General features: G+C 72.2%; 18 protein-coding genes. 9 read left to right on the top strand and 9 right to left on the bottom strand.

What is annotated here, in order from left to right; genetic code table 11:
* Positions 1 to 819 carry an SURF1 family cytochrome oxidase biogenesis protein gene (locus tag FM051_RS30390; RefSeq protein WP_158849335.1) on the top strand — a complete coding sequence of 273 codons (819 nt, stop codon included), beginning with the start codon at positions 1 to 3 and terminating at the stop codon, positions 817 to 819.
* Here FM051_RS30390 and FM051_RS30385 read toward each other — a convergent pair.
* A complete protein-coding gene (locus FM051_RS30385; protein ID WP_158849333.1) occupies positions 761 to 1,729 on the bottom strand; it encodes a cobalamin biosynthesis protein in 969 nt (322 codons plus the stop codon). The genes FM051_RS30390 and FM051_RS30385 overlap by 59 nt on opposite strands.
* Before the next feature lie 51 nt (positions 1,730 to 1,780).
* On the opposite strand from FM051_RS30385, the gene FM051_RS30380 reads away from it, so the two are divergent.
* Genes FM051_RS30380 through FM051_RS30370 form a run of 3 tightly spaced genes read left to right on the top strand, consistent with a single transcriptional unit; the run spans position 1,781 to position 8,444 of the window.
* On the top strand, positions 1,781 to 3,262 hold the full coding sequence (locus FM051_RS30380; RefSeq protein WP_158849331.1) for a DUF2397 domain-containing protein: 1,482 nt from the start codon (positions 1,781 to 1,783) through the stop codon (positions 3,260 to 3,262).
* The gene (locus FM051_RS30375) at positions 3,262 to 4,431 is read left to right on the top strand and encodes a TIGR02678 family protein (protein WP_158849329.1); all 1,170 of its coding nucleotides are present in this window, start codon (positions 3,262 to 3,264) and stop codon (positions 4,429 to 4,431) included. The genes FM051_RS30380 and FM051_RS30375 overlap by 1 nt, the downstream gene beginning before the upstream one ends.
* The gene (locus tag FM051_RS30370; RefSeq protein ID WP_158849327.1) at positions 4,428 to 8,444 is read left to right on the top strand and encodes a TIGR02680 family protein; all 4,017 of its coding nucleotides are present in this window, start codon (positions 4,428 to 4,430) and stop codon (positions 8,442 to 8,444) included. The genes FM051_RS30375 and FM051_RS30370 overlap by 4 nt, the downstream gene beginning before the upstream one ends.
* 61 nt (positions 8,445 to 8,505) lie before the next feature.
* Here the strand turns inward: FM051_RS30370 and FM051_RS30365 are convergent, their stop codons facing one another.
* Together FM051_RS30365 and FM051_RS30360 are read right to left on the bottom strand one after the other, a co-directional pair.
* The gene (locus FM051_RS30365) at positions 8,506 to 9,708 is read right to left on the bottom strand and encodes an ROK family transcriptional regulator (protein WP_238412750.1); all 1,203 of its coding nucleotides are present in this window, start codon (positions 9,706 to 9,708) and stop codon (positions 8,506 to 8,508) included.
* 49 nt (positions 9,709 to 9,757) lie between these two features.
* On the bottom strand, positions 9,758 to 10,153 hold the full coding sequence (locus FM051_RS30360; RefSeq protein ID WP_158849325.1) for a MarR family winged helix-turn-helix transcriptional regulator: 396 nt from the start codon (positions 10,151 to 10,153) through the stop codon (positions 9,758 to 9,760).
* On the opposite strand from FM051_RS30360, the gene FM051_RS30355 reads away from it, so the two are divergent.
* A complete protein-coding gene (locus FM051_RS30355) occupies positions 10,145 to 10,936 on the top strand; it encodes an NmrA family NAD(P)-binding protein (RefSeq protein ID WP_158849429.1) in 792 nt (263 codons plus the stop codon). The genes FM051_RS30360 and FM051_RS30355 overlap by 9 nt on opposite strands.
* A 9-nt stretch (positions 10,937 to 10,945) precedes the next feature.
* Here FM051_RS30355 and nudC read toward each other — a convergent pair whose 3' ends face one another.
* The 4 genes from nudC to FM051_RS30335 all read right to left on the bottom strand — a co-directional run bounded on the left by nudC (position 10,946) and on the right by FM051_RS30335 (position 16,563).
* Positions 10,946 to 11,896, bottom strand: a complete 951-nt coding sequence (nudC, locus tag FM051_RS30350; protein WP_158849323.1) for an NAD(+) diphosphatase — start codon at positions 11,894 to 11,896, stop codon at positions 10,946 to 10,948.
* Positions 11,893 to 13,281, bottom strand: a complete 1,389-nt coding sequence (locus tag FM051_RS30345; RefSeq protein WP_158849321.1) for a M16 family metallopeptidase — start codon at positions 13,279 to 13,281, stop codon at positions 11,893 to 11,895. Before FM051_RS30345 ends, nudC begins: the two co-directional genes overlap by 4 nt.
* Positions 13,278 to 14,576, bottom strand: a complete 1,299-nt coding sequence (locus FM051_RS30340) for a M16 family metallopeptidase (RefSeq protein WP_158849319.1) — start codon at positions 14,574 to 14,576, stop codon at positions 13,278 to 13,280. Before FM051_RS30340 ends, FM051_RS30345 begins: the two co-directional genes overlap by 4 nt.
* A 337-nt stretch (positions 14,577 to 14,913) precedes the next feature.
* Positions 14,914 to 16,563 (bottom strand): DUF2207 domain-containing protein, encoded by a 1,650-nt coding sequence (locus tag FM051_RS30335; protein WP_158849317.1) that lies wholly within the window; start codon positions 16,561 to 16,563, stop codon positions 14,914 to 14,916.
* 75 nt (positions 16,564 to 16,638) lie between these two features.
* On the opposite strand from FM051_RS30335, the gene FM051_RS30330 reads away from it, so the two are divergent.
* Together FM051_RS30330 and FM051_RS30325 are read left to right on the top strand one after the other, a co-directional pair.
* Positions 16,639 to 17,925, top strand: a complete 1,287-nt coding sequence (locus tag FM051_RS30330; RefSeq protein WP_238412749.1) for a neutral zinc metallopeptidase — start codon at positions 16,639 to 16,641, stop codon at positions 17,923 to 17,925.
* 15 nt (positions 17,926 to 17,940) lie between these two features.
* Complete coding sequence (locus FM051_RS30325; RefSeq protein WP_158849315.1) at positions 17,941 to 18,840, top strand: neutral zinc metallopeptidase; 900 nt, start codon at positions 17,941 to 17,943, stop codon at positions 18,838 to 18,840.
* On the opposite strand, the gene FM051_RS30320 is transcribed toward FM051_RS30325, so the two are convergent.
* Entirely contained in the window at positions 18,810 to 19,247 is a 438-nt protein-coding gene (locus FM051_RS30320) for a hypothetical protein (protein ID WP_158849313.1), read from the bottom strand. The two genes, FM051_RS30325 and FM051_RS30320, sit on opposite strands and share 31 nt — an antisense overlap.
* 231 nt (positions 19,248 to 19,478) lie before the next feature.
* On the bottom strand, positions 19,479 to 19,625 hold the full coding sequence (locus FM051_RS30315; RefSeq protein WP_158849311.1) for a hypothetical protein: 147 nt from the start codon (positions 19,623 to 19,625) through the stop codon (positions 19,479 to 19,481).
* A gap of 359 nt (positions 19,626 to 19,984) precedes the next feature.
* Between FM051_RS30315 and FM051_RS30310 the strand changes: the two genes are divergently transcribed.
* Both FM051_RS30310 and FM051_RS30305 read left to right on the top strand, forming a co-directional pair.
* Positions 19,985 to 20,662 (top strand): response regulator transcription factor, encoded by a 678-nt coding sequence (locus FM051_RS30310; protein WP_158849309.1) that lies wholly within the window; start codon positions 19,985 to 19,987, stop codon positions 20,660 to 20,662.
* A complete protein-coding gene (locus FM051_RS30305) occupies positions 20,659 to 22,290 on the top strand; it encodes a sensor histidine kinase (RefSeq protein ID WP_238412748.1) in 1,632 nt (543 codons plus the stop codon). The genes FM051_RS30310 and FM051_RS30305 overlap by 4 nt, the downstream gene beginning before the upstream one ends.
* Positions 22,291 to 22,292: the final 2 nt, after the last annotated feature.

Below are 22,292 nucleotides of genomic sequence, written 5' to 3'. Positions count from 1 at the left end.
GTGCGGTTGAAGTTCCTGTTGCAGCCCGGCTGGCTGGCGTTGACGCTGGCGGTCTGGGTGTTCGCGGGCGCCTGCTTCACGCTGCTCGCGCCGTGGCAGTTCAGCCGCGACGCGGAGCGCGAGGCGCAGAACAACGCGGTCACCTCGTCCGTCCGCACCGACCCGGTCCCCGTCACGACGCTGCTCGACCGGTCGAACGCCGACGTCGAGTGGCGGCGCGTCACGCTGACCGGCCGCTACCTGCCCGAGGGCCAGGCGGTGGCACGGCTGCGGACCGTGCAGGGCGAGGCGGCGTTCGAGGTGCTGACCCCGTTCCAGCTGGTCGACGGCCCCGTCGTGCTGGTCGACCGGGGTTACGTGCGGCCGGTCAACGGCATCAAGGTGCCCGACCTGAAGCCCGTGCCGACCGGGGACGTGACCCTCACCGCGCTGGTCCGCCGGGACGAGTCGGACACCCGCGACGCGTTCCAGGAAGACCGGCACCGCCAGGTCTACTCGGTGAACTCCGCCGTGGTCGGGCGGGCCGCGGGCCTGGACATCCGACCGGGGTACTTCCAGCTCACCGAGGGTCAGCCCGGCGTCGAAGCGGAACTGCCGCTGCCGAAGCTCGACGCGGGACCGTTCTTCTCCTACGCGTTGCAGTGGATCGCGTTCGGCGCGATGGCGCTCGGCGGCTGGCTGTACTTCACCGTCCGCGAGATCCGCCCCGGCGGCGCGCTGCGCGAACCGGACGGCGAGACCCCGGACGGCAAGACCAAGGTCAGGCGGAAGTCCGTCGCCGAACTGCTCGCCGAAGACGAGGCCGCACCAGCGCGATGACCGCGGCCACGGCCGCCGCCGACGCGCCGACCACCCGCGACAGCTCCACCGCGCGCGTCACGTGACCGGCGTCCGGGTTGCGGCCGTGCCCGAGCACCGGCCGGTCCTCCGCGCCGTGCGCGTACACCGTGCGGCCGCCCAGCCGGACCTCCAACGCCCCCGCGAACGCCGCCTCGACCTGACCGGCGTTGGGACTCGGGTGAGCCGCCGCGTCCCGCCGCCACGTCCGCCACGCCTCGCCGGCCGACCCGCCGACGACCGGCGCGCCCGCCGCCGTGAGCAGCGCGGCCAGCCGGGACGGCAGCAGGTTCGCCACGTCGTCCAGCCGGGCCGCGGCCCAGCCGAACCGGCGGTAGCGCTCGTTGCGGTGGCCGACCATGGCGTCCAGGGTGTTCGCCGCGCGGTAGCCGAGCAGACCCGGCACGCCGGCGACCGCACCCCAGAACAACGGGGCCACCACGGCATCGGACGTGTTCTCCGCCACGGATTCGACGGTCGCCTTCGCCAGGCCGAGCGTGTCGAGCCGCTGGGGCTCACGCCCGCACAGGTTGGGCAGGCGATTGCGCGCCGCGTCGAGGTCGCCGCCGTCCAGCTCGCGGCCCATCGCGGTGCCCTCGTCGGCCAGCGACGACCCGCCGAGCACGATCCACGTCGCGGCGGCCGTGGTCAGGGCCTGCAGCACCTGGCTGCGCTTGCCGAGGCGTTCCACCGCGACACCGGCGAGGACCGTGCCGCCGACCAGCACCACCGTGTGGACGACACCGCCCGCCTGGTGGTCGCGGTACAGCCTGCGCTCCAGTGCCGCCGCCGCACGTCCGAATCCCGCTACCGGGTGATACCTCTCGGGGTCGCCGAACACCGCATCAGCGGCCACGCCCAGCACCAACCCCACCGCGCGCCCCAGACTCACACGGGCACGGTAACCCGCACGTGTCGGACCGCAGCATTAGGGTGGCCCACCGTGGAACCAGCCGGCCGCCTCAAGCTCTACGCGTACCTGGACGCGCGCGACCACCAGCGCACCTACCTGGCGATCATGCGGCTGTTCACGTCGACGCTGCTGGCGGACCTGTCGGCGGGCGAGGTCGCGGGCGCGCTGGCCGGCGCCGAGCGGGAGGGCCGGGTCGAGCCGGGCGAGTCGCGCATCGAGAACGTGATCAACCGGCTCCGGCAGCTGGTCGAGTGGGGCAACCTGGTGCAGGGCAGGCGCGAGGTGGTGGCGTCCAGCATCGCCGAGTTCCAGCACGGCAGCGTGCGCTACCAGGTCAGCAAGCTCGCGGTCCGGGTGCAGCGCGACGTGGACGAGCTGCTGCGCGTGCCCGAGGGTGCGCGGGAGGTGTCCCGGGAGCTGCTGCCGGCCGTGGAACGCGGTCTGGGTCAGCTGGGGCAGTCGCTGTCCGAGGCGTTGATCAGCGGTGCGCGCCGGCCGCGCGAGGTGCTGGCCGAGCAGGTCACCACGCTGTTCCTGCAGCACGCCGAGCTGGCCGCGACCGTGCGCGACTTCTACGCGTACCTGGGGCAGGTCGTGACGCGGCACCACCTGGCGCCGGAGGAGATCTCGGGGTTCCGGAACCTGCTGGTCGAGTACATCCAGATGGTCGTGGAGGACGTGCTGCGGCACACCCCGGCGATCGCGGACGCCCTGGCGCGGGTGAACTCCGCGCGGTCCGAGCTGCTGCGCCTGCTGGGGCGCGCCGACCTGGGCGAACAGGTCGAGCGGGCACGCGGACGAACAGCTCCGGACTGGCAGGAGCTGACCGACTGGTTCGTGGACCGCCCCGGACGTCCCAGCCAGGTGACGGCGTTGCGCGAGGCGACCGCGCGGGCGATCGGGTCGCTGCTGGCCAGCGTGAAGCGGGCCACGTCCGGCGGCGGGCTGCTGCCGAGTCGGCGCGCGGAGCTGCTGAAACTGGCCGGGTGGTTCGACTCGGCGTCACGGTCGCAGGCGCACGAGCTGTACGCGGCGGCGTTCGGGCTGTTCTCGGCACGGCACGTGTCCCCCGCGCCGGAGCACGACAGCGACAACGAGCGCACGCCGTGGCGGGACGGACCGGTGGTGGACGTCCAGGTGAGCGTGCGCAGCCGTGGTGACCGCGGTGCGCGCGGGCGGACGTCGAGGATCCTGGACGACCCGATGACCGAGCAGTCGTTGCTGGCCGAAGCACGGGAAGCGGACGAACGGCGGGCGGCGTCGGTGGCCGAGCTGGCGGCGGCGGCTCCCCGGCTGGCCGAGACGACGTTGTCCGGTGAAGCGCTCGGGGTCTTGTGCGAGCTGCTGACGCTGGCCATGGCGCAGCGCGACACGGCGTCCGACTCGGGTTCGGCGACGGACCCGGTGCGCGGGCTGCGGGTCACCGTCGAGCACGCCCGGGGCAAGGCGACCCGGATCCACTCGGCCGCGGGCACGTTGACCCTGCACGATTCGGCGCTGGTGCTCGACTGATGTTCGACGACCTCTCCGAGATCGACGCGGCGAACGTGGTGCGCTGCGCGCGCACCCTGCTGCGGCGGCCGTTGCTGCGCGCCGACGGGCCGGACGGCGAGCTGTTGACGCTGGTCTACCGGCACCGGGCCGCGTTGCAGGACCTGTTCGCCCGGGTGCTCGGCTACCGGCTGGTGGTGGAACGGCGGTTCGCCCGGCTCTACAAGTCCGGGCCGGGTGGGGACGACTCGCGCGGCGTGCTCGGCATGTCCCCGCGCGGGTACGCGTACGTGGCGTTGACGATGGCCGTGCTGACCGGGATCGGGCGGCAGACGTTGCTGTCCCGGCTGGTGGCGGACATCCGTGCGGCGGCGGTGGAGGCCGGGATCACCGTCGTGGACGACGTGGCCGACCGGCGCGCGTTGACGGCGGCGTTGCGGCACCTGGTGTCGCTGGGTGTGCTGCACGAGACCGAGGGCACGGTGGACGTGCACGCCGAGGCGTTGATCACCATCGACACCGACCTCCTCGGGCAGTTGCTCACCGGGCCGGTGGCCGAGGCTTCTTCACCTGATCGGCTGGTGGAGTTGGCGGCACGGCCCGGTCCGCGCGGTGTCGAGCACGCCGTGCGGCGCAAGCTGGTGGAGAACCCCGTGGTGCTGTACGCGGACCTCCCGCCCGAGCAGGCGGAGTGGTTGCGGCGCAACCAGCGCAAGGAGTCCGCGCTGCTGGAGACGTGCTTCGGCCTGTACACCGAGTGCCGGGTCGAGGGCGTGCTGGCGGCCGATCCCGAGGACTACCTGACCGACCTGTACTTCCCCGGCACGTCCACCGTGGCGCGGATCGCGCTGCTGGCGTTGCCGGAACTGCTGTCCTCGGAACCGCGTCCGGACGGGCGGCACCCGGTCGTCCGCGAGGAGCTGCGGTCGGTGTGCTCGCGGTTGGTGGAGGACTACCCGACCGCGTGGTCCAAGCAGTTCACCGACGACCTGGACCGGCTGACCGACGAGGTGCTGGAGCTGTTGCGCCGCATGGGGCTGGCGGTGTCGACGGACGGCGGTCGGCTGCTCAACGCCGCCGCGCACCGGTGGCTGCCATCGCCCGACGGCGACCCGGAACGTGAGGTCGAGCCGGTGGTCGTCGTGCCCGAAGTGCCCAGCTGGTCGTTGTTCGATGAGGAGACCGCGTGAACAGGTGGCGGCTGCACAGGGGCGGCATCGTCAACATCTGGCAGTACACCGAGCAGACGTTCGACTTCTCCGGTGGGCGCGCGATCTTCCAGGGCACCAACGGGTCCGGCAAGTCGCGCACGCTGGAGCTGCTGCTGCCGTTGTGCCTGGACGGCGACCTGCGGCAGGTCGGTTCGAAGGGCTTCGACACGGTGTCGCTGCGGCGGCTCATGCTCGACGACTACGACGGCGGGCCGAACCGCATCGGGTACGCGTGGGTGGAGCTGTGCCGTGACGGCGAGTACCTGACCTGCGGGTTGGGCGTGAAGGCGTCCAAGACCTCGCAGGCGATCACCGACTCGTGGCGCTTCATCACGCCGTTGCGGGTCGGCCACGACCTGGCGTTGGTGGGGTCGGACCGCACGCCGTTGGGGCCGGCGCAGCTGCGGGACCTCATCGGTGCGGACTGCGTGCTGGAGGAGGCCGCGTTCCGGGCGCGCGTGGCCGAGACCGTGTACGGCGTGCCCGCGCCCCGGTACGGCGACCTGCTGCACCTCCAGCGCACGCTGCGCAACCCGGACGTCGGGCTGAAGGTGCTGGAAGGGCAGCTGGAGCAGATCCTGTCCGACGCGCTGCCGCCGTTGGACCAGGCTCTCGTCGAGCAGCTGGCGACGTCGTTCGACGATCTGGAGTCGATCCGGGAGAACATCACGCGGCTGTCGTCGGCCGACGTGGCGCTGGGGACGTTCCTGAAGACGTACTCGGACTACGCGTTCGGCGGGTTGCGTGCGGCGGCCGATCGGTTGGGCGCGGCCGAGGACGGGGTGCGGAAGCTGGAGCGTGCGTCGGCTCGGTTGTCGGCGTCGTTGGAGGAGACGCTGGCGGCGCGTGCGGCGGCGGAGCACTCGTTGACGTCGTTGGAGGCCGGTGAGCAGCAGGCCGAGGAGACCATCGGGGCGTTGAAGGAACTGCCCGCGTTCCGCGATCTCCAGGACCTGCAGACGCGCGAGAAGCTGGTGGCGGAGAAGCGTTCGTCGGCCGTGGCGGCGTTGGACATGGCGAACAAGCAGCGGTTGCAGGAGGACGGCGCGGTCGACGGCGTGCTGCGGCTGCTGCGGCGGTTGGCCGAGGACCTCGGCGCGGCGGAGGAGATGGTCGAGCCGCTGCGCCACCACCTGCGGGTGGCCGGCCTCGACCCGGCTTCGGTGCCGGACGTCCCGCGTGTGTCCACTTTGGATGCTCTGGTTCGGACGGAGTCCGTGCGGGCGAAGCCCGATCCCGAGGCCGAGCCGTTGCCCATCGAACGCCGCGTGCCGCCCGCGGTCGAGGAGATGGCGTTGGAGCCGGCGGTGGCGCGGACGTCGTCGATCGCGTCGTCGGCGCGGCAGCGCGGGGCTTTGGCGCTCGCGCTGGCCGCGCAGGCGGCCGAGCTGGACTCCGCGCAACGACAGGTGGACGCCCTCCGCCAGACCGCGCGGGACGCGCAGCACGCGGCGACCGAGGCGGCGGCGTTGCGCAACCAGGAGGCGCAGGAGCTGGCCGAGGTCGCGCAGGCGTGGCTCGCGGACGTGGAGGCTTGGCGCACGTCCGGGCCGTTGTCCGAGGTCCGGCCGGATTCGCCCTTGGCGGTGCCCGCGTCGGTGGACCCCGCGGCGGCACGGTCCCTGGCGAGTGCCGCGCGCGAGTGGGTCGGCCCCTTGGTGACGGCCGCGCGGGACGGTGCGCACGCGGTCGTGCGGCGGCGGGCGGAGTTGGCGGCGTCGATCAACGCGTTGGACGCTGAGCTGGCCGGGCTGCGGTCGGGGACGGCGCAGGTGCCCGAGCCGGGCCGGTTCGTGTCGGCTTCGCGGGATGCTTCGTCAGGGGCGCCGTTCTACCGCCTGGTCGACTTCCAACCCGGTGTGGACGGCGCGGCGCGGGCGGGTCTGGAGGCGGCGCTGGAGGCATCCGGCCTGCTGGACGCCTGGGTGACCACGACCGGCGAGCACACAGCACACGATGTGCTGACCGTGCCCGGCACTCCGGTGGACGGCCCGTCCCTGGCGTCCGTGCTGGTACCGGCCGTTGAGCCGAGTTCACCGGTGTCCGCCGCGGTGGTGGCCGACCTGCTGGCGTCGGTGTCGCTGGAGTCCGGCGCGTTCGCGGTGTCCCCCGACGGCCACTGGCAGGCGGGCGTGCTGGCGGGCGCGTGGCGCAAGGACGCGGCGGAGTTCATCGGCGCCGGAGCCCGCGAAGCCGCCCGCCGGCGCCGGATCGCGGAACTCGAGGACGAACTGGCCGCCCTGCGCGCGGACCTCGGCGTGGCGGAAGCCGATCTGGCCGCCGCGCACGGCTTGGTCGAGCAGTGGGAAGCCCACCTCGAACGCTTCCCCGCCGACCGCGAGTTGGTCGCCCGGCACGGACGCCTCCAGGCGGCCCAGGAATCCGCCGACCGCGCCGCCCGCCGCGCCGAGGAGCTGCGCGAAGAACTCGCCACCGCCCAGGCCCGGGGCGAGGCCGCCGCCGCCGAAGTCGTGCGCCAAGCCGGTGACGCCGGCCTGCCCGCCACCACCGAGGGCCTGCAACAGGCCCAACAGGCCGCCGCCGAGGCCCAGCGCACCGCCGACCGGCTGGGTGACGTGCTGCGCCGCCAGTGCCAGAGCACCGTGACCGACCTGACCGACGCGACCCACCGGTACCACGCGGCGGTGGAGGATAGGGTCGCGGCGGAGTCCGACGCCGAGGCGCGGTGCGTGGACTACGCGTCGCAGGCCTCGACGTTGGCCGAGCTGACCGACGCGATCGGCGGCGAGGCAAGGGAAATCGCCGACCAGCTGTCCAGTTTGGAGCGTTCCCGGCGCGGGATGCGCGACGAGCTCAGGGGTGTGCGCGAAGAGGTCGCGTCGGCACGCGAACAGGCCGCGAAGCTGAGCGCGCAACTGGAGACGTCGGCCGAACTACTCACCTCCGCCCGTGACGCCCTGGCCCGCGCGGCCGAGCACTTCAAGGCGACCGTGCAGGCTCCGGGGATCCTCGTGGCCGCGTTGCCGGACGTGCCGGAGGACGTCACGTCGGTCCGCGCGGCGCTGATGGCGTCCGACCGGCGCGGCGCGGGTGAGGCGACCGTCATCACGAAACTCCAGGCGTTGCAGACCTCGCTGGCGGGCAGCCACGACATCGCCGCCGAGCAGCACGTCGGCCTGCTCACCGTCACGGTCACCGGCGAGGAAGGCGCCCGGCCGGTCGCGGTCGCAGCACGGCAGGTGACGGCGAAACTGGCCGAACAGCGCGGTTTCCTGGACGAGCAGTACCAGAACATCTTCGCCGACTACCTGATCCGCGACCTGGCCGAGTGGCTGCGCGGGCAGATCGCCGTCGCCGAGGACCTGTGCAAGCGGATGAACGAGGTGCTCGGCCGGGCGCGGTCCAGCCAGGGCGTGCACGTGAAGCTGGCGTGGAAGCCGTCGGCGGCCTTGGACGAGGAAACGCGCGACGCGTTGGCGCTGGTCCGCCTGCCGTACGCGGAACGCGACCCCGAGCAGGACGCGACGCTGCGCCGCGTGTTCACCGAGCGCATCGAGGCCGAACGCGACGCGCACACCGGCAACTACGCGGAAATCCTGTCCCGCGCGCTGGACTACCGGACGTGGCACCAGTTCACCGTCACGGTCGCCGACACCGGCCCGGACGGCGGACCGCGTGAACGCCGGCTTCGGCAGCTGTCGTCCGGTGAGACGCGGCTGATCTCGTACGTCACGCTGTTCGCCGCCGCGGCCTCGTTCTACGACGCGGTGAGCGGCGAGTTCTCGCCGTTGCGGCTGGTGCTGCTGGACGAGGCGTTCGAGCGGCTGGACGACCCGACCATCGCGCGCATGCTCGGCCTGCTCGTGGACCTCGACATGGACTGGGTGATCACCTGGCCCAGCGGCTGGGGCGTGTCCGACAAGATCCCCCGCATGCACATCTACGACGTGCTGCGCCCCAAGAACGGGCGCGGTGTGGCGTGCACGCAGACGACGTGGGACGGCGCGGCACTGGACCGCATCGACCCGTGACCTGGCCGCTGCTCCGCAGACGGCGGCGAGGTCGCCCGGAAGTCGGTCGTACGCGACCTCGCTAGACGACGGGACTGGCCGTGCGGCGGCGCACACCGCCCGCGGCCAGGAACGCGGCGACCGGCAACGTGGCCGCGCCGAGGGCGACCGACTCCGGCCCCAGTTCGCACAAGCTGATCGACGCCTGCTCGAACGGCCGGTGCAGCGCGTGGCGGGCGGCCTCGGCGCGCACGTCGTCCAGGATCCGCGCGCCCAGCAACAACCCGGCCCAACCACCGACGATCACCTGCGACGGGTTGAACAGGTTGATCAGGTTCGCGATGCCGGCCCCGGCGTACCGGGCGGTCTCGGCGAGCACGTCCCGCGCTTCCGGCGAGTCGTCGGCGACCAGCGCCGCCAACGCCGCCTCCTGCTCGGCCGGCGCATCGGCCTTGACCGCGCGATACCGGTCGACCACGCCCGACGCGCCGATGTACGCCTCCAGGCACCCGTGCGCACCGCACCGGCACGCGCGACCGTCCAACGCGATCGTCGTGTGGCCCCACTCCCCGGCACCGCCCGACGAACCGCGGTACAGCACGCCGCCCGCGATGACGCTCGCGCCGACACCCGACCCGATCAACGCGACCACCGCGTCACCCGTGCCGCGGCCCGCGCCGAACCACACCTCCGCCTGCCCCAACGTGTTCGCGCCGTTGTCCAGGAACAGCGGCAGGTCGGTGCCGGTCCTGAGCAGCTGTTCGAGCGCGACGCCGTGCCAGCCGACGGTCTGCGCGTACACCAGCCCGTGCTCGACCTGGCCGGGCACACCGATGCCGACCCCGAGCACGTCACCGACCCCGCTGTCCGCGAGGCACCGATCGAGCCCTTCGAGAACGCGCCGCGCCACGTCGTCGATCGAGTGCACGTCCGGCACCATCGGGAACGTCGCCTCCGCCAGGCGCTGCAACGTCAGGTCGAACACCTCGACCAGCACGTGCGTCTCGCCGACGTCGACGCCCACCACCGCCGCGTAGGCCGGGTTGACCCGCAGCAGGACGCGCGGTCGCCCGCCGTCCGAGTCGACCTGTCCGGCTTCGACCACGACACCGTCGGAGATGAGCTCGCCGACGACGTTGCTGACCGACGCCTGGCTCAGCCCGGTGATGCCCGCGAGTTCCTGCCGGCTGCGCGGCTGGTCGAAGTACAGCGCGCGCAACACCCGCGCCCGGTTACCGGCACGCAGGTCGCGCACGGTCAGCTTGCGGTGCACGGCGACCCCCAACGGGCGAGTAGGACCACGGCCGCCACACGGGCGGGTCGGACTGCCGACGTTAGTCGGTCGCGAACCGCTTGGTGTCCCATTTGCCGTGCGCCTCCAACAGTTTCCGCCCGATGCGCTTCAGATCCGTGACATCGCGGTCACTCAGCGGCGCGGCGAACTCCTCGGCCACCGACTCGCGGTACGCGGGGGCGCTCGTGGCGGCCAACACCCGCCGCCCGTCGTCGGTCAGCACCGCGTACACGACCCGGCGGTTCTCCGGCGGCTGCTCACGCGCGACCCAGCCGCGCCGGACCAGCCGTTCGATCAATCGTGTGACACCGCTGGGGCTGACCGCGAGCAGGTCCGACAACTCGGACATCAGCAGGCGCCCGTTCATGTCGATCCGGTACAGGGCCTCGTGTTCGAGCAGTGAACACCCGGCCACGGCCTCGATCCGCTGTTCCATGCCCTCACCCGCAACCCGCAAAGCCCTGCCGCACAAGAACTCCAGCGCCTGGGAGCGGACATCGCGCACGGCGACTTCGAGGACCCGACCTCACTGCGCACGGCGCTGCACGGCGTCCGCTCGGTCTTCGCCGTCACCACACCGTTCGGCACCGACACAGACGCCGAGACCCGCCACGGCATCGCTCTGATCGACGCCGCCCGGGACGTGGAGCACATCGTGTTCACCTCGGCGTCCAACGCCGACCGCGGCACGGGCATCCCGCACTTCGACAGCAAGCAGCGCATCGAGGAACACCTGGTCACCGCCGGTCCGCGGTGGACGGTTCTCGGACCGGCGGCGTTCATCGACGACAAGTTCGGCGACTGGACGCTGAACGGCCTCCGCGAGGGCACGTTCCACCTGCCCCTGCCGTCCGACCGCGAACTGCACCTGGTCGCCGTGCGCGACATCGCCGACGTCGCGGCCCTGGCACTGGAACAACCCGACCGCTTCGCGGGCAGGCGCCTCGACCTGGCCGGTGAAACCCTCACCCCGGCGGCCATGGCCGAAGCGCTGACGGCCGCCATCGGCCACCCGATCCGCCACCACTGCCCGCCGTTGGACGTGGTGGCGCGCTACTCGGCGGACCTGGCCGCGATGTTCGGCTACTTCACCGAGGTGGGCACCGACATCGACCTACCCCGGCTGCACGCCGAACTGCCGGAGATCACCTGGCACCGCTACGCGGACTTCGTGCGCGGGTTGGCCTGGCCGGAACTGCTCCAGGCACAACCCGCCTGACCAGCCGGGTCAGCCGACGGCGGCCCACGACTGGATCATCCGGTAGGCGATGGACGCCCCCGGCGCGAGCAGCAGGTCCGGCACGCTGCCCGGCTCGGCGAGCGCCCGCCGCACGTCGGCCCGACTGACCCACCTGGCCTGGGCGATCTCACCGTCCGCGAGCCGCAACGGGTCGGTCGGGTCGGCCACCGCCTCGAACCCCACCATCAACGACCGCGGGAACGGCCACGGCTGGCTCCCGAGGTAGCGGATACCGCTGACCTCGACGCCGACCTCCTCCACGATCTCCCGCGCCACGCACGCCTCCAGCGACTCGCCGGCCTCGACGAACCCGGCCAGCACCGAGTAACGCCCCTCGGGCCACCCCTCGCCGCGGGCGAGCAGCACCTGGTCCGCGCCGTCGTGGACCAGGCAGATCACCGCCGCGTCGGTGCGCGGGTACTCCTCGCGTCCGCACTGCGCGCAGACCCGCGTCCAACCCGCCTTGACCGACTCCGTCGGCCCGCCGCACGCCGCGCAGAACCTCGCCGACCGGTGCCAGTGGAACAACGACACCGCCGACGTGAACAGGCCCGCGCCGGTGTCGTCCAGCAACGCGCCGCACGCCCGCAGGTCGAGCCACTGCGGCTCGTCCGTCAGCTCCGGGTTGAACCAGGCCCGACCGGTGGGCGCCGAGACGTCCGTCTCGTCCTCGGTCAGCGGAACCGCCCAGTACGCCACGCCGTCCTGCTCGCCGAGCAGCACGGCGGTGTCCGGCGGACCGTCACCGAACTCGGTGGCGGGGCGGTCGACCAGGCGCGATGCCTGGTCGGCCACCAACGTCCGACCGTGCGCGTCCACCGTGAGGACACGCGCCTTCGGCCACAACTGCGCGATGCGCTGCGCGTCGCCGCGCAACGGCTCCCGGCGGTCCACGGTGAACCTCGACAGGGCCGGCAGTTCCACCAGCTCGAAGCTCACGGCAGGGTCACACCGCCCAGCGCCCGCAGCTGCGGGGCCAGCAGTTCCGCGTCGCCCACCAGCACGCCGGTGAACGAACTCGGCGCGAAGAACTCCAGCGCCACCTCGGTGACCTGCTCGACGGTGACCTGCGCCAGCCGTTCCGGGTGCCCGAGGAACCACTCCACGCCCAACCCCAGGCCGGCGAGGTTCACCAGGAACGACGCCAACCCGCCCTGCGACGAGGTCGCGGTCAGCAGCGACCCGATCGCGTACCGGCGCGCGGTGTCGACCTCGGAGTCCGACGGCGGCACCAGGCCCAGCCGACCCAGCTCGTACCGGGTCTCCAGCAGCGCCGCCGCGGTCACCTCGCTCGCCGTGTCGGCGTCCACCAGCAGCGTCGCCCCACCCGGCGTGAACTCCGGGTGCGACCGGGCGCTGTAGGTGTAGCCCTTGTCCTCGCGGATGTTCTCCACCAGCCGGGAGGAGAAGAACCCGCCGAACACCAGGTTCGCCAGCTGCAACGCCGGGTACCGCTCGTCGGTGCGCTCCAAGCCGCGCCCGGCGAGCCGGATCTGCGACTGCACGGCGCCGGGCCGGTGCACCAGCAGCACGTCGCCGCCCTGCACGACCGGCAGCGGCGACAACGTGACCGCGGTGCCGTCACCGGTCCAGCCGCCCAGCGCGCCCTCGACCGCGCGCACCGCCGCGTCCGGCTCCACGTCGCCCACGACGACCAGCACCGACCCGCGCGGCAGCACGGCCGACGAGTGCAGCGCGAGCACGTCGTCCCGCGTCACCGCCGCGACCTCGTCCGCCTCGGGCATCTCCTTGGCGAACGGGTGGTCGCCGTACAGGTGGCGCTGCAGCGCCTCCCGCGCGATCACGTTCGGCTGCGACCGCGCCAGCCGGATCCGCTCCACCAGCCGCGCCCGCTCCCGCTCGACCTCCTCGACCGGGTAGGTCGCGCCGGTGAGCACGTCGCGCAGCACGTCCAGCACGGTGCCGAAACCGGACACCAGCGCGTTGCCGGAGAACGCCAGCCGCTCCGGGTCGACCACCGCGTCCAGCTCGCCGCCGACGAGCGCCAGCTCGGTGTCCACGTCGACCCGGCTGCGGGTCGACGTGCCGGTGAGCACGGTGTTCGCCAGCACCTCGGCGCGCGCCGAGTGCGTCGAGCCGACGCTGGTCGACGCCGGGTCGCCGAACGGGATCCGCAGCCGCACTTCCACCAGCGGCACCGACGACCGGCGCACCGCGATCACGCGCAGGCCGTTGGCCAGCGTCGTGTCGACGGTGTCCAGGTCCGCGGCCGCCCGCTGCTCGCCCAGCTCGGGGAACGGGCGAGGCCCGAGCGCCGTGCGGCCGATCTCCTCGGCACTGCGGTGCTTGGTCGGGGCGCTCACTCGGTACCTCCGTCAACAGCGGTGTCAGCAGGGTTGAGGATCAGGACGGCGCGCGAGTCCGGCCGCAGCGCCTTGGCCGCCGCGGCGACCTCGTCGGTGGTGATGCGGGACAGCTTCTCCGGCAGGTCGTAGAGCAGCTCGGCCCGCCCGAACAGCAGCTCGGCCGACCCGAGACCCAGCGTCCGGCTGGTCAGCCGGTCGTGCTCGCGGTGCATGGTGGACACCCAGCGGGCGGTGACCTTCGCCAGTTCCTGCTCCGTCGGCCCTTCCTCGGCCAACTTCAGCAGCTCCTCGTCCACCGCCGCGATGACGTCCTCGGAGGTGACCTCCGGCGGGTGGATCGCGGTGATGCTGAACGTGTCGGGGTCGCGCGCCTCCAACGGCCCGAACAGACCGCACCCGGCGCCGACGTCCACCACGATCGCGTCGCGGTGCACCAGCCGCTGCTGGAGCCGCGACCCGTCGCCGTCGGTCAGCACACCGGCCAGCACCAGGTAGGTGAGGTAGCCCTCCACCTCGGTCACCGGGTCCGGGATGCGGTAGCCCAGGGCGATGGCGGGCATCGGCGCGTGCTTGTCGGTGTGCTCGGCGCGCAGCTCGCCCTTCGGCGCTGCCTCGGCGAACGACGGCCGGGGCGGCACCGGACGGGCGGGCACGTCACCGAAGTGCTTCTCGACGAGTGCCTTCGCCCCTTCGGGGTCGAAGTCGCCCGCCACCGTCAGCACGGCGTTGCCCGGCGCGTAGTAGGTGTCGAAGAACGCGGCGCAGTCGTCCACGGTGGCGTTCTCCAGGTCGGTGAAGTCGCCGTAGCCGTTGTGCGCGTTCGGGAAGGTCTGGAACAGGACCGGTGGCAGGAGGATCCACGGGAACCCCCCGTACGGCCGGTTCAGCACGTTGAGTCGAATCTCCTCCTTCACCACGTCGATCTGGTTGCGCAGGTTCTCTTCGGTGATCTTGGGCGCCCGCATGCGGTCCGCCTCGAGGAACAGAGCCCGCTCCAGGGCCGCCGACGGCAGCACCTGGTAGTAGTCGGTGTAGTCGGGGTGCGTGGACCCGTTGAACGTGCCGCCCGAGGACTGCACGTGCCGGAAGTGGGCCAGCTTCTCCAGGCTCTCGCTGCCCTGGAACATGAGGTGCTCGAAGAGGTGAGCGAACCCCGTCCGCCCCTCGGGCTCGGAGCGGAAGCCCACGTCGTAGTGCACGCTCACCCCGACGACCGGGGCGCTGCGGTCGGGTGCGAGCACCACCCGCAGACCGTTGGGAAGCGTGAACCTGTGCAGTTCGGGTAGCGCCATGAACGCAGCCTACGGGTTCACACCACCACCGGGCTCGATGGTCGCCCACCCGCGACGACCCCCTGCTACGCCCAACGCGAACCGACCGGGTTCGGACCGGCCGACCAGCGCGTCGACGGTCGATCCGGTACCGGGAACACGCCGTGCCCGGCCCGGACCACTGCCCGTCTCAACAGACCACCCACCCGGTGGAGCCGGCGCGTGTGGACACCGGGGTGGTTTCGGCCTACGTCCTCGGAACCCTCGCCTGCCGCCCGCGGGCTTGCGTTCTGGGGACGGCTCAGTTGTCGAACTGGCGTTCGATGGATGGCAAGATCACTTTCGAGTGAAAAGCGGGTCAGCCCCGCAGCGACCGCAGGTGGCCGGCCTGTGCCAGCACACCGTCCAGCGCACCGAGGAACGCCGGGAACCGCTGCGCGAACCGCCGCAGGTCCCCGCTCTCTCCGCCCTCCTCGGCCTCGCCGAACCAGTACAGCCCCGGCCGCGTGCCGGCGAACGTCGCCAGCCACCGCTCCGTCTCCCCCAGCACGACCGCGTAGGGCAGCGACCGCGAGAACACCATCTCCCGATCGGAATCAGGGATGTCCTGGGGCGTCGCCGTGTGCAGATACCCGCGCAACCCCCGCACGTGCTCCAACAAGGCACTGCCGCGCTTGGTCCGAGCGGGCATGGAACGCGCGCCCACGGCCAGCGCCACACCGGCCACCACGACCGCCAATCCGAACAACGCCGCCCCGCCGACCAGCGCCAACACCACCGTCAGCACCACACCGACCAGCCCCAGCGCGCCCCCGGCCCACCACCACAGGCTGCGCTCGGCGTCCGGCCGCCGGGCGAACCAGTTCTTGGCCACCACGTCGGCGTACAACTCGTCCCGCACGCGAGACAGGTCGATCCGCCTGCCCCTGAGCTCGGACAACAGCACCGCGTCCACTCCGTCGGGCAACAAGGCGTCGTACACCGCGCGCTCGTACCCGGACAGCGAAGGGTCGGCCGGGTTGCGCCGCACGAACCGCCAGTCGTGCCCGTCGACCTCCTCGATCCACACGTAGTTGCGCACCGCGAGGTCCACGATCGTCGCGGTCACGTCGACCACGTCCACGTGCTCGTCCACCACGGTCCCGACCTGACCGGGCAGCACCCCGTCCGGCGAGGCGAACGCCATCCGCCCGGAACCGTCGGTGACCAGCACGTTCACCGGCCCGACGTCACCGGCCAACGCCCGCGCGTCACGTCCGCGGAGGTACCACAACGACAACCCGCCGCCGAGCAGCAGCAGGACCAGCCCACCGAGTCCGGCGCCGGTCGCGGGGGTCAGCGCGAACGCCGCCGCCAGCCCGGAGGTCTCCTCGACCAGCGCGTTGGCCGGCGCGGCGCCCTCCTGCAGCCCGACCGCCACGTCGATCCGCTCACCGGCGGCCAGGCTGATCTCGGTCGCCCGCACGCCGCGGCCGTCGCCCAGCTCCGCGCTGGTGCACGGCTTGGCCGTGCCCGGCTCGCCGGCCAGGCAGTTCACCGACCTGGGCGCGTCCGGCGTGATCACGGAGACCTTCACCGAGTCGAGCGCGGTGTCCCAGCCGCTCGCGGGCTGCCAGCGCACCTCCAGGGTGTCACCGATCTTCGCGACGGTGCCCACCACGGCGTACTTGACCGTGGACGTGCCCGCCTGCAGCGCGATCGTCAGCTCGTCGGCCGATGCCGAAGCCGTGCCCTTGCCCTCCACGGCCACGTCGCTGACCTGGAACACCCGGTCGCGGTCGGCGCCGACGGAGACGCGCAGCGGAACGACCCTCGTGGCCGTCCTGCCCTCGGGGACGGTGACCACCTCGGTCACGGTCAGCCTGCCGTCGCGCTCCAGTTTGAGCCGCACGTCGGCGCCGACCGTTCCGGGCAGACCGGCTGTGCCGCTCGGCTGCGCCAACGCTGTGCCGGCACCCGCGCACAGCGCGACCGCGCAGATGGCCGCCGCTCCCCAGTTTTTCAACACGGCCGCGGAGGATAGCGGAGTTCGCCTAAGCTCTTGTGCTGATTCGGGCATCCGCGATATGGGGGACCACCAGCGATGACGCAACCACCGCCGCCGGGTGGCTGGCCGCCACCACGACCGGTCGGACCGCCGCCGATGCCCGCCCCGCTGAACCCCCGACAACCCCAGCAGCCCCAGCCGACCCGCCAGTGGCCGGCGCAGCAGCCGCCGCCGGCGCAGGCCCCGCCGACCGGTCCGCAACCTCGGCAGTCGTGGCCGCAGCAGGCCCCCGTGATGCCGCCCCCGATGGCCGCGCCCCCGCCTGTGGGCGCGCCGCAGCCGCCGCCCGCGAACTGGGGTCCGCCGCCCGGATCGCCTCCGGGCTGGGGTCCGGCGCCGATGCCGTACCCGCCGCTGCCGCACAAGAAGAGCAAGGGCCCGCTGGTGGCGGTGCTGCTGGTCGGCTTCCTCGTGCTCGGTGTCGTCACGATCGGCATCGTGGCCGCGACCAGCGGTTCCAAGGAGGCGAGCGATTCGGGCAACGCCGGGTACGCGAGCTACACGTACACGCCGGAACCGACGACGGAGACCACCACCACGACGACGACCACGACCGAGAGCAGCACGCGGTCCACGTCGACCAGCACGCCGAAGTCCGGCCCGAAGGCCGTCATCGCCCTGGGCGACAACCCGATCCACGCGGCGGGCCTGGGCGCGTTCAACATCGATGGCTGCCCGCTGCCGTCCATGGACTACTCGCCCGCCGGTCAGGACCAGTTCCTGAGGGCCGCGCTGCCGTGCATCGAGGCGATGTGGAAGCCGTCGTTCGAGCGCGCGAACCTGCCCTACCAGCCGGTCGAGCTGGTCATGGTGACCTCTCAGATCACCAACACGTGCGGCTCCATGGGCCCGGACCGCACCGCCATGTACTGCGACGGCACGATCTACTGGACGCCGAACCACTACGCCAACGAGCAGGGCGCGGCGAACCCGAACCACCCCGGCAAGTACCTGGGGCAGCTCGCGCACGAGTACGGCCACCACATCCAGTGGCTGTCCGGCATCCTGCGGGCGTCCGGCCAGGCGCAGTACGAGAAGGGCGGCTGGGACACCCCGGAAGGCCTCGACCTCAACCGGCGCAAGGAGCTCCAGGCGACGTGCTTCGGCGGGATGACGCTGGCGCCCCTGTCGCACGGCGCGATTCCCGCCGACGTGATCTCGGTGGCGTTGACGGACGCGGGAAACCGCGGTGACTACCCGATCTACCCCAACCGGGACCACGGCGCGCCCGAGCGGAACGCCGCGTGGGTGGACCACGGCTTCAAGAACAACGTGACGAGCGCGTGCAACACTTGGGTGGCGAGCGCGGCGGACGTCAGCTGACCCGACTGGAGGACCGTGCACACGCCCGGGGAGCCCAAGAACAACCCGATCGTCCTCATCGGCGTGTTCTCGATGATCGTGTTGTGCGTGCTGGGTCTCGGGGGCATCACGCAACTCGAAACGTCCCAGCGGATCAGCGGCCGGGCGGTGGCGGTGTCCGGCGCGCCCGTCATCCAGCCCGCGGAGACCGAGCCGCCCAGGCCGCGCGCGGTGCACCGGCTGGCCGACCACCCGCTGCTCACGACGCCCGCGCGGCTGCCCGCGGTGGCGTGCCCGTTGCCGGGGTTCGGGGTGTCGGATTCGGAGCTGTCGGCGTACTACGAGGCCGGGGTGGCGTGCCTGAACAACGCGTGGCAGCCGGTGCTGGAGCAGGCGAACCTGCCGTTCGACCCGCCCGCGCTGGACACGTCGCCGGACCTGGCCGAGGGCCCGTGCGGTTCGGCGCCCGCGGAGAGTGAGGCGGTCGCGTACTACTGCGGGCGCAACAGGACCATCTACATGCCGACGCGGCGGCTGCGTGACAACGGTGGTGGTGAGCGCGCGGGGTCGCACCTGGCGACGTTGGCGCACGAGTACGGGCACCACGTGCAGGCGTTGACGGGGATGCTGCGGGCGGCGGACAGCAAGATCGTGGCCGCGGGCGAGGAGTCGCCGGCGGGGCTGGAGATGTCGCGGCGGATCGAGCTGCAGGCCAACTGCTTCGCCGGGATGTTCCTGGTGGCGGCGTCCGAATCGATCGGGACCGGGTTGGCTCAGGAGGCGGCGGACGACTTCCAGTACGCCGTGGAGGAGCCGCAGGACAAGAACTCGCACGGCAGCCCGGTCAACCAGGCGGAGTGGGCGTCGCAGGGGTTCACGGCGGGCGTCACGTCGTCGTGCAACACCTATGCGGCTCCGGCGGACGCCGTCGGCTGAGCGCGCCTGGTCAGCAGGTAGGCGTAGAGACCGCCGGCGAGGCCGCTCAGGCACATCAGCATCGTGGTCAGCCTGGCGTCGAACGGCATGCCGACGGGGGTGCTGGCGGCGTCTTGGACGATGAACTCGCCGCTGGTGTCGGCGGGGACGACGACTTCCACCACCTCGTTCTGCTGATGGCCGCAGCCGTCGAGTTTCGCGGTGTGGGTCTCGTCACCGATCTTCAGTTCGACCCGGTCGTAGGCTTCCGCACCGCCGCAGGAGGCGGGGGCGACGACGGTGGCGGCGACCCGTTCGACCTCGGTTGATGTGCGCGGCCACCACAACGCGACCGCTGCCGCGACGCCTACCGGCCCCACGACCAGCAGGACCAGCGCCCATCTGACCGGGCTTCGCGGAACCGCCACATCGTGGATGGTCGCAGACGGAGTGGTTGGTTGTCGTGGGGGCCGATGGGTGTTCTCCACCGCCAAACATCACCTGATCGTGATCTTGCACACCCTCGAACTCGTGTTCGAAACTAGTCCCCATGAACCTCACCGCGAAACCCACCGAAACCGTTCGACCGCGAGCACATCGCCGGATGCCGTACCGCGCACGGCGACGAGATCTCCGACCTTGGGCTTGTCCGCCACGGCTTAGAGATCCAGGGCGCGAGTGGAGCCGTCGGTCGCGACCCCGGTGGCCCGGTCTCCGCCCAGCGCGGTCACCGTGCCTCGATCGCGCGCCCAGGGCACGGCCACCGTGAGCGCCTTGCCGTCCTCGACCCGCACCCACCTGGCCACGCATCCACCTGGCCACGCACCAGCCCAGCCACCCATCACACCCGCCCAGGAACGCAGTGCCCGCCGCATCGCCCGACCTTCGACGCGCCGTCCGCCCGCACCGGGGCGCCGAAGGGCCGCGATGCCACCAGTGCCGGGCGGTGCCGCTGTTCAGCGGCACGGTTGTTCAGCGGCACGGTTGTTCAGGCTCGTCGCGGCCGCGCCACCCGTGACGAGCATGGCGACGCGGGCTGGACGCCGGCGGGATGTCAGCGGCTGCTCGCGGGCTGTGAGGAGGGCATGTCCGGCCATGGTTGGGATTTGTTCACGCTTGTCGCGGCCTCACCTCCGTGACGCACGCCGGGACGCAGAATGAGGAGGTGTCGACTGCTGCCAGGGTGCTGGTGATCGAGGACGCGGAGGCGATTGGCGCCGCGGTGAGCTCCGCCCTGCGGGATGCGGGTTACCAGGTGCAGGTACGCCCGGACGGCCGTGATCTGGAAGGCGAGTTGGCCCGGTTCCGCCCGGATCTGGTGGTGCTCGACGTGATGCTGCCGGGTCGGGACGGCTTCATGCTCCTGGAGGTCATCCGGCGGACCAGTGGGGCCGGGGTGGTGATGTTGACCGCCCGGGACGGGGTGTCCGATCGGCTGCGTGGGCTCGATCGGGGTGCGGACGACTACGTGGTGAAGCCGTTCGTGCTGGCCGAGCTGGTCGCCCGGGTGAGTGCGGTGTTGCGGCGGCTGGGGCGGACGCCGTCGACCGTGCAGATCGGCGACCTGGTGGTGGACGCCGACTCCGCGGTGGTGATGCGGGGCGACGTGCCGGTCGAGTTGACCGCCACCGAGCTGCGTCTGCTGCGCTACCTGGCCGCGCAGCGGGGGCGGGTGGTGGGCAAGACGCAGATCCTCACCGCGGTGTGGGGGTACGAGGACTACGACCCGAATCTGGTGGAGGTGCACGTCAGCGCCCTGCGCCGGAAGTTGGAGGAGCACGGTCCGCGGTTGCTGCACACGGTGCGCGGCCTCGGTTACGTGCTCAGGGCGGACGAGACGTGAGCCTGCGGACCGTCTCGCTGCGCCGACGGGTCACGCTCTCCGCGATCGGCGTGCTCGGCGTGGTGCTGATCGGGGTCGTGTTGTTGGTGGACGCGCTGTTCGCGGCCCAGTCCAAGCGGGATGTCGACACCGCGTTGCTGGAGAAGTCGCGGGTCGCGCAGCAGCTGGTCAAGCAGCGGGTGCGCGGGGCGGATCTGGTGAACCGGCTGGATGGCCGGGGTGTAGAGGTCCGGCTGGTCATGCCGGACGGGACGGTGTTCGGGAAAGCACCGGATGAGGAGGTGGCGAACGAGGTCAGTCGGGAATTGGTCGACGGGTCGAAGATCACGGTGTACGCCGAGTCGTCGGTGATCACGGCCGCGCAGGCGCGGTTGCGGCGGTTGTTGCTGCTGGTCGGCATCGGTGCGTTGGCGGTGACGGCGGTGGCGATGGTGTGGGTGGTCCGGCGGGCCTTGGCGCCTCTGGACACGATGACCACGCTGGCCCGTTCGATCGCCCGAGGTCACCGGGGATACCGGCTCAACCCGTCGCAGGCGGACAACGAACTCGGTCGGACGGCGGCCGCGTTCGACGACATGTTGGACTCGTTGGAGGGATCAGAGGAGCGGACGAAACGGTTCGTGGCCGACGCGGCGCACGAGCTGCGGACGCCCATCGCGGGTGTGCAGGCGGTCGCCGAGGCCTTGATGCAGACCGCCAGTGCCGAGGAGCGGGAGCGGTTGAACCTGCTGCTGGTGCGGGAGTCGCGACGGGCCGGGCGGCTGGTGGACGACCTGCTGGCGTTGGCGAGGATCGAGGCGGGACTCGAGCTGTACCGGGAACGGGTGGACCTGCTGGCGTTGGCCGAGGCCGAGGTGGGGCGGACGCGGTTGCTCGCGCCCGACTTCGACATCGCGGCCGAAGGTGAGTCGGCGTTCGTCTCGGGCGATCCGCAGCGGTTGGCGCAGGTGCTGGCCAACCTTGCCGACAACGCTCGCCAGGCCACCGGGCCGTCGGGCCGGGTGCGGCTGCGGGTGTCGAAGGCCGGCAGCTTCGCGCTGCTGGTCGTGTCCGACAACGGGCCGGGTGTCCTGCCGGAGGACCGTGAACGGATCTTCGACCGGTTGGTGCGGCTCGACGAGGCTCGGGACGAGCGCTCCGGCGGGTCGGGCCTCGGGCTGCCGATCGCCCGTGGCGTGGTGCGGGCGCACGGCGGGGAGCTGTCGTGCATCGACCCCGCCGAGGCACGACGCAGCCACGGCCAGAGCCACAACCACTTCGCCCCGCCCGTCACGAAGCCCGCCGACACCACCAGGCCCAGCGGCGCGAAACCCACCGGCGCGACCTCCGGCGGCCACCGCAGCGCACCGACGGCGAGTGCGACGGACAGCGAGCCGACGGCAGGCGGGATCGGCGGCGAGCCGACAGCAGATGCGATCGGCGGCGAGCCGACTGCAGCCGGGGTCGGCGGCCCGCACGTGGCAGGCGCGTCCGGCATGGCGACGGATGCACCCGTCGCGCGCGTCGCGATGGCAGAGACGGCGGGGCTGTCGGGGCCGGCGGACGCGGTCGGTGCGGACGTGACGGGGCCGGCAGGCGTGAGGGTTTCCGGGGCCGCGTTCGAGGCGCGGATTCCGTTGGTGGATTGAGC

The organism is Saccharothrix deserti (assembly GCF_009769385.1).
Classification (GTDB): Bacteria; Actinomycetota; Actinomycetes; order Mycobacteriales; family Pseudonocardiaceae; genus Actinosynnema; species Actinosynnema deserti.
Note: the sequence above shows the minus strand (reverse complement) of the source record. Positions and strands in the feature narration are given on the sequence as shown.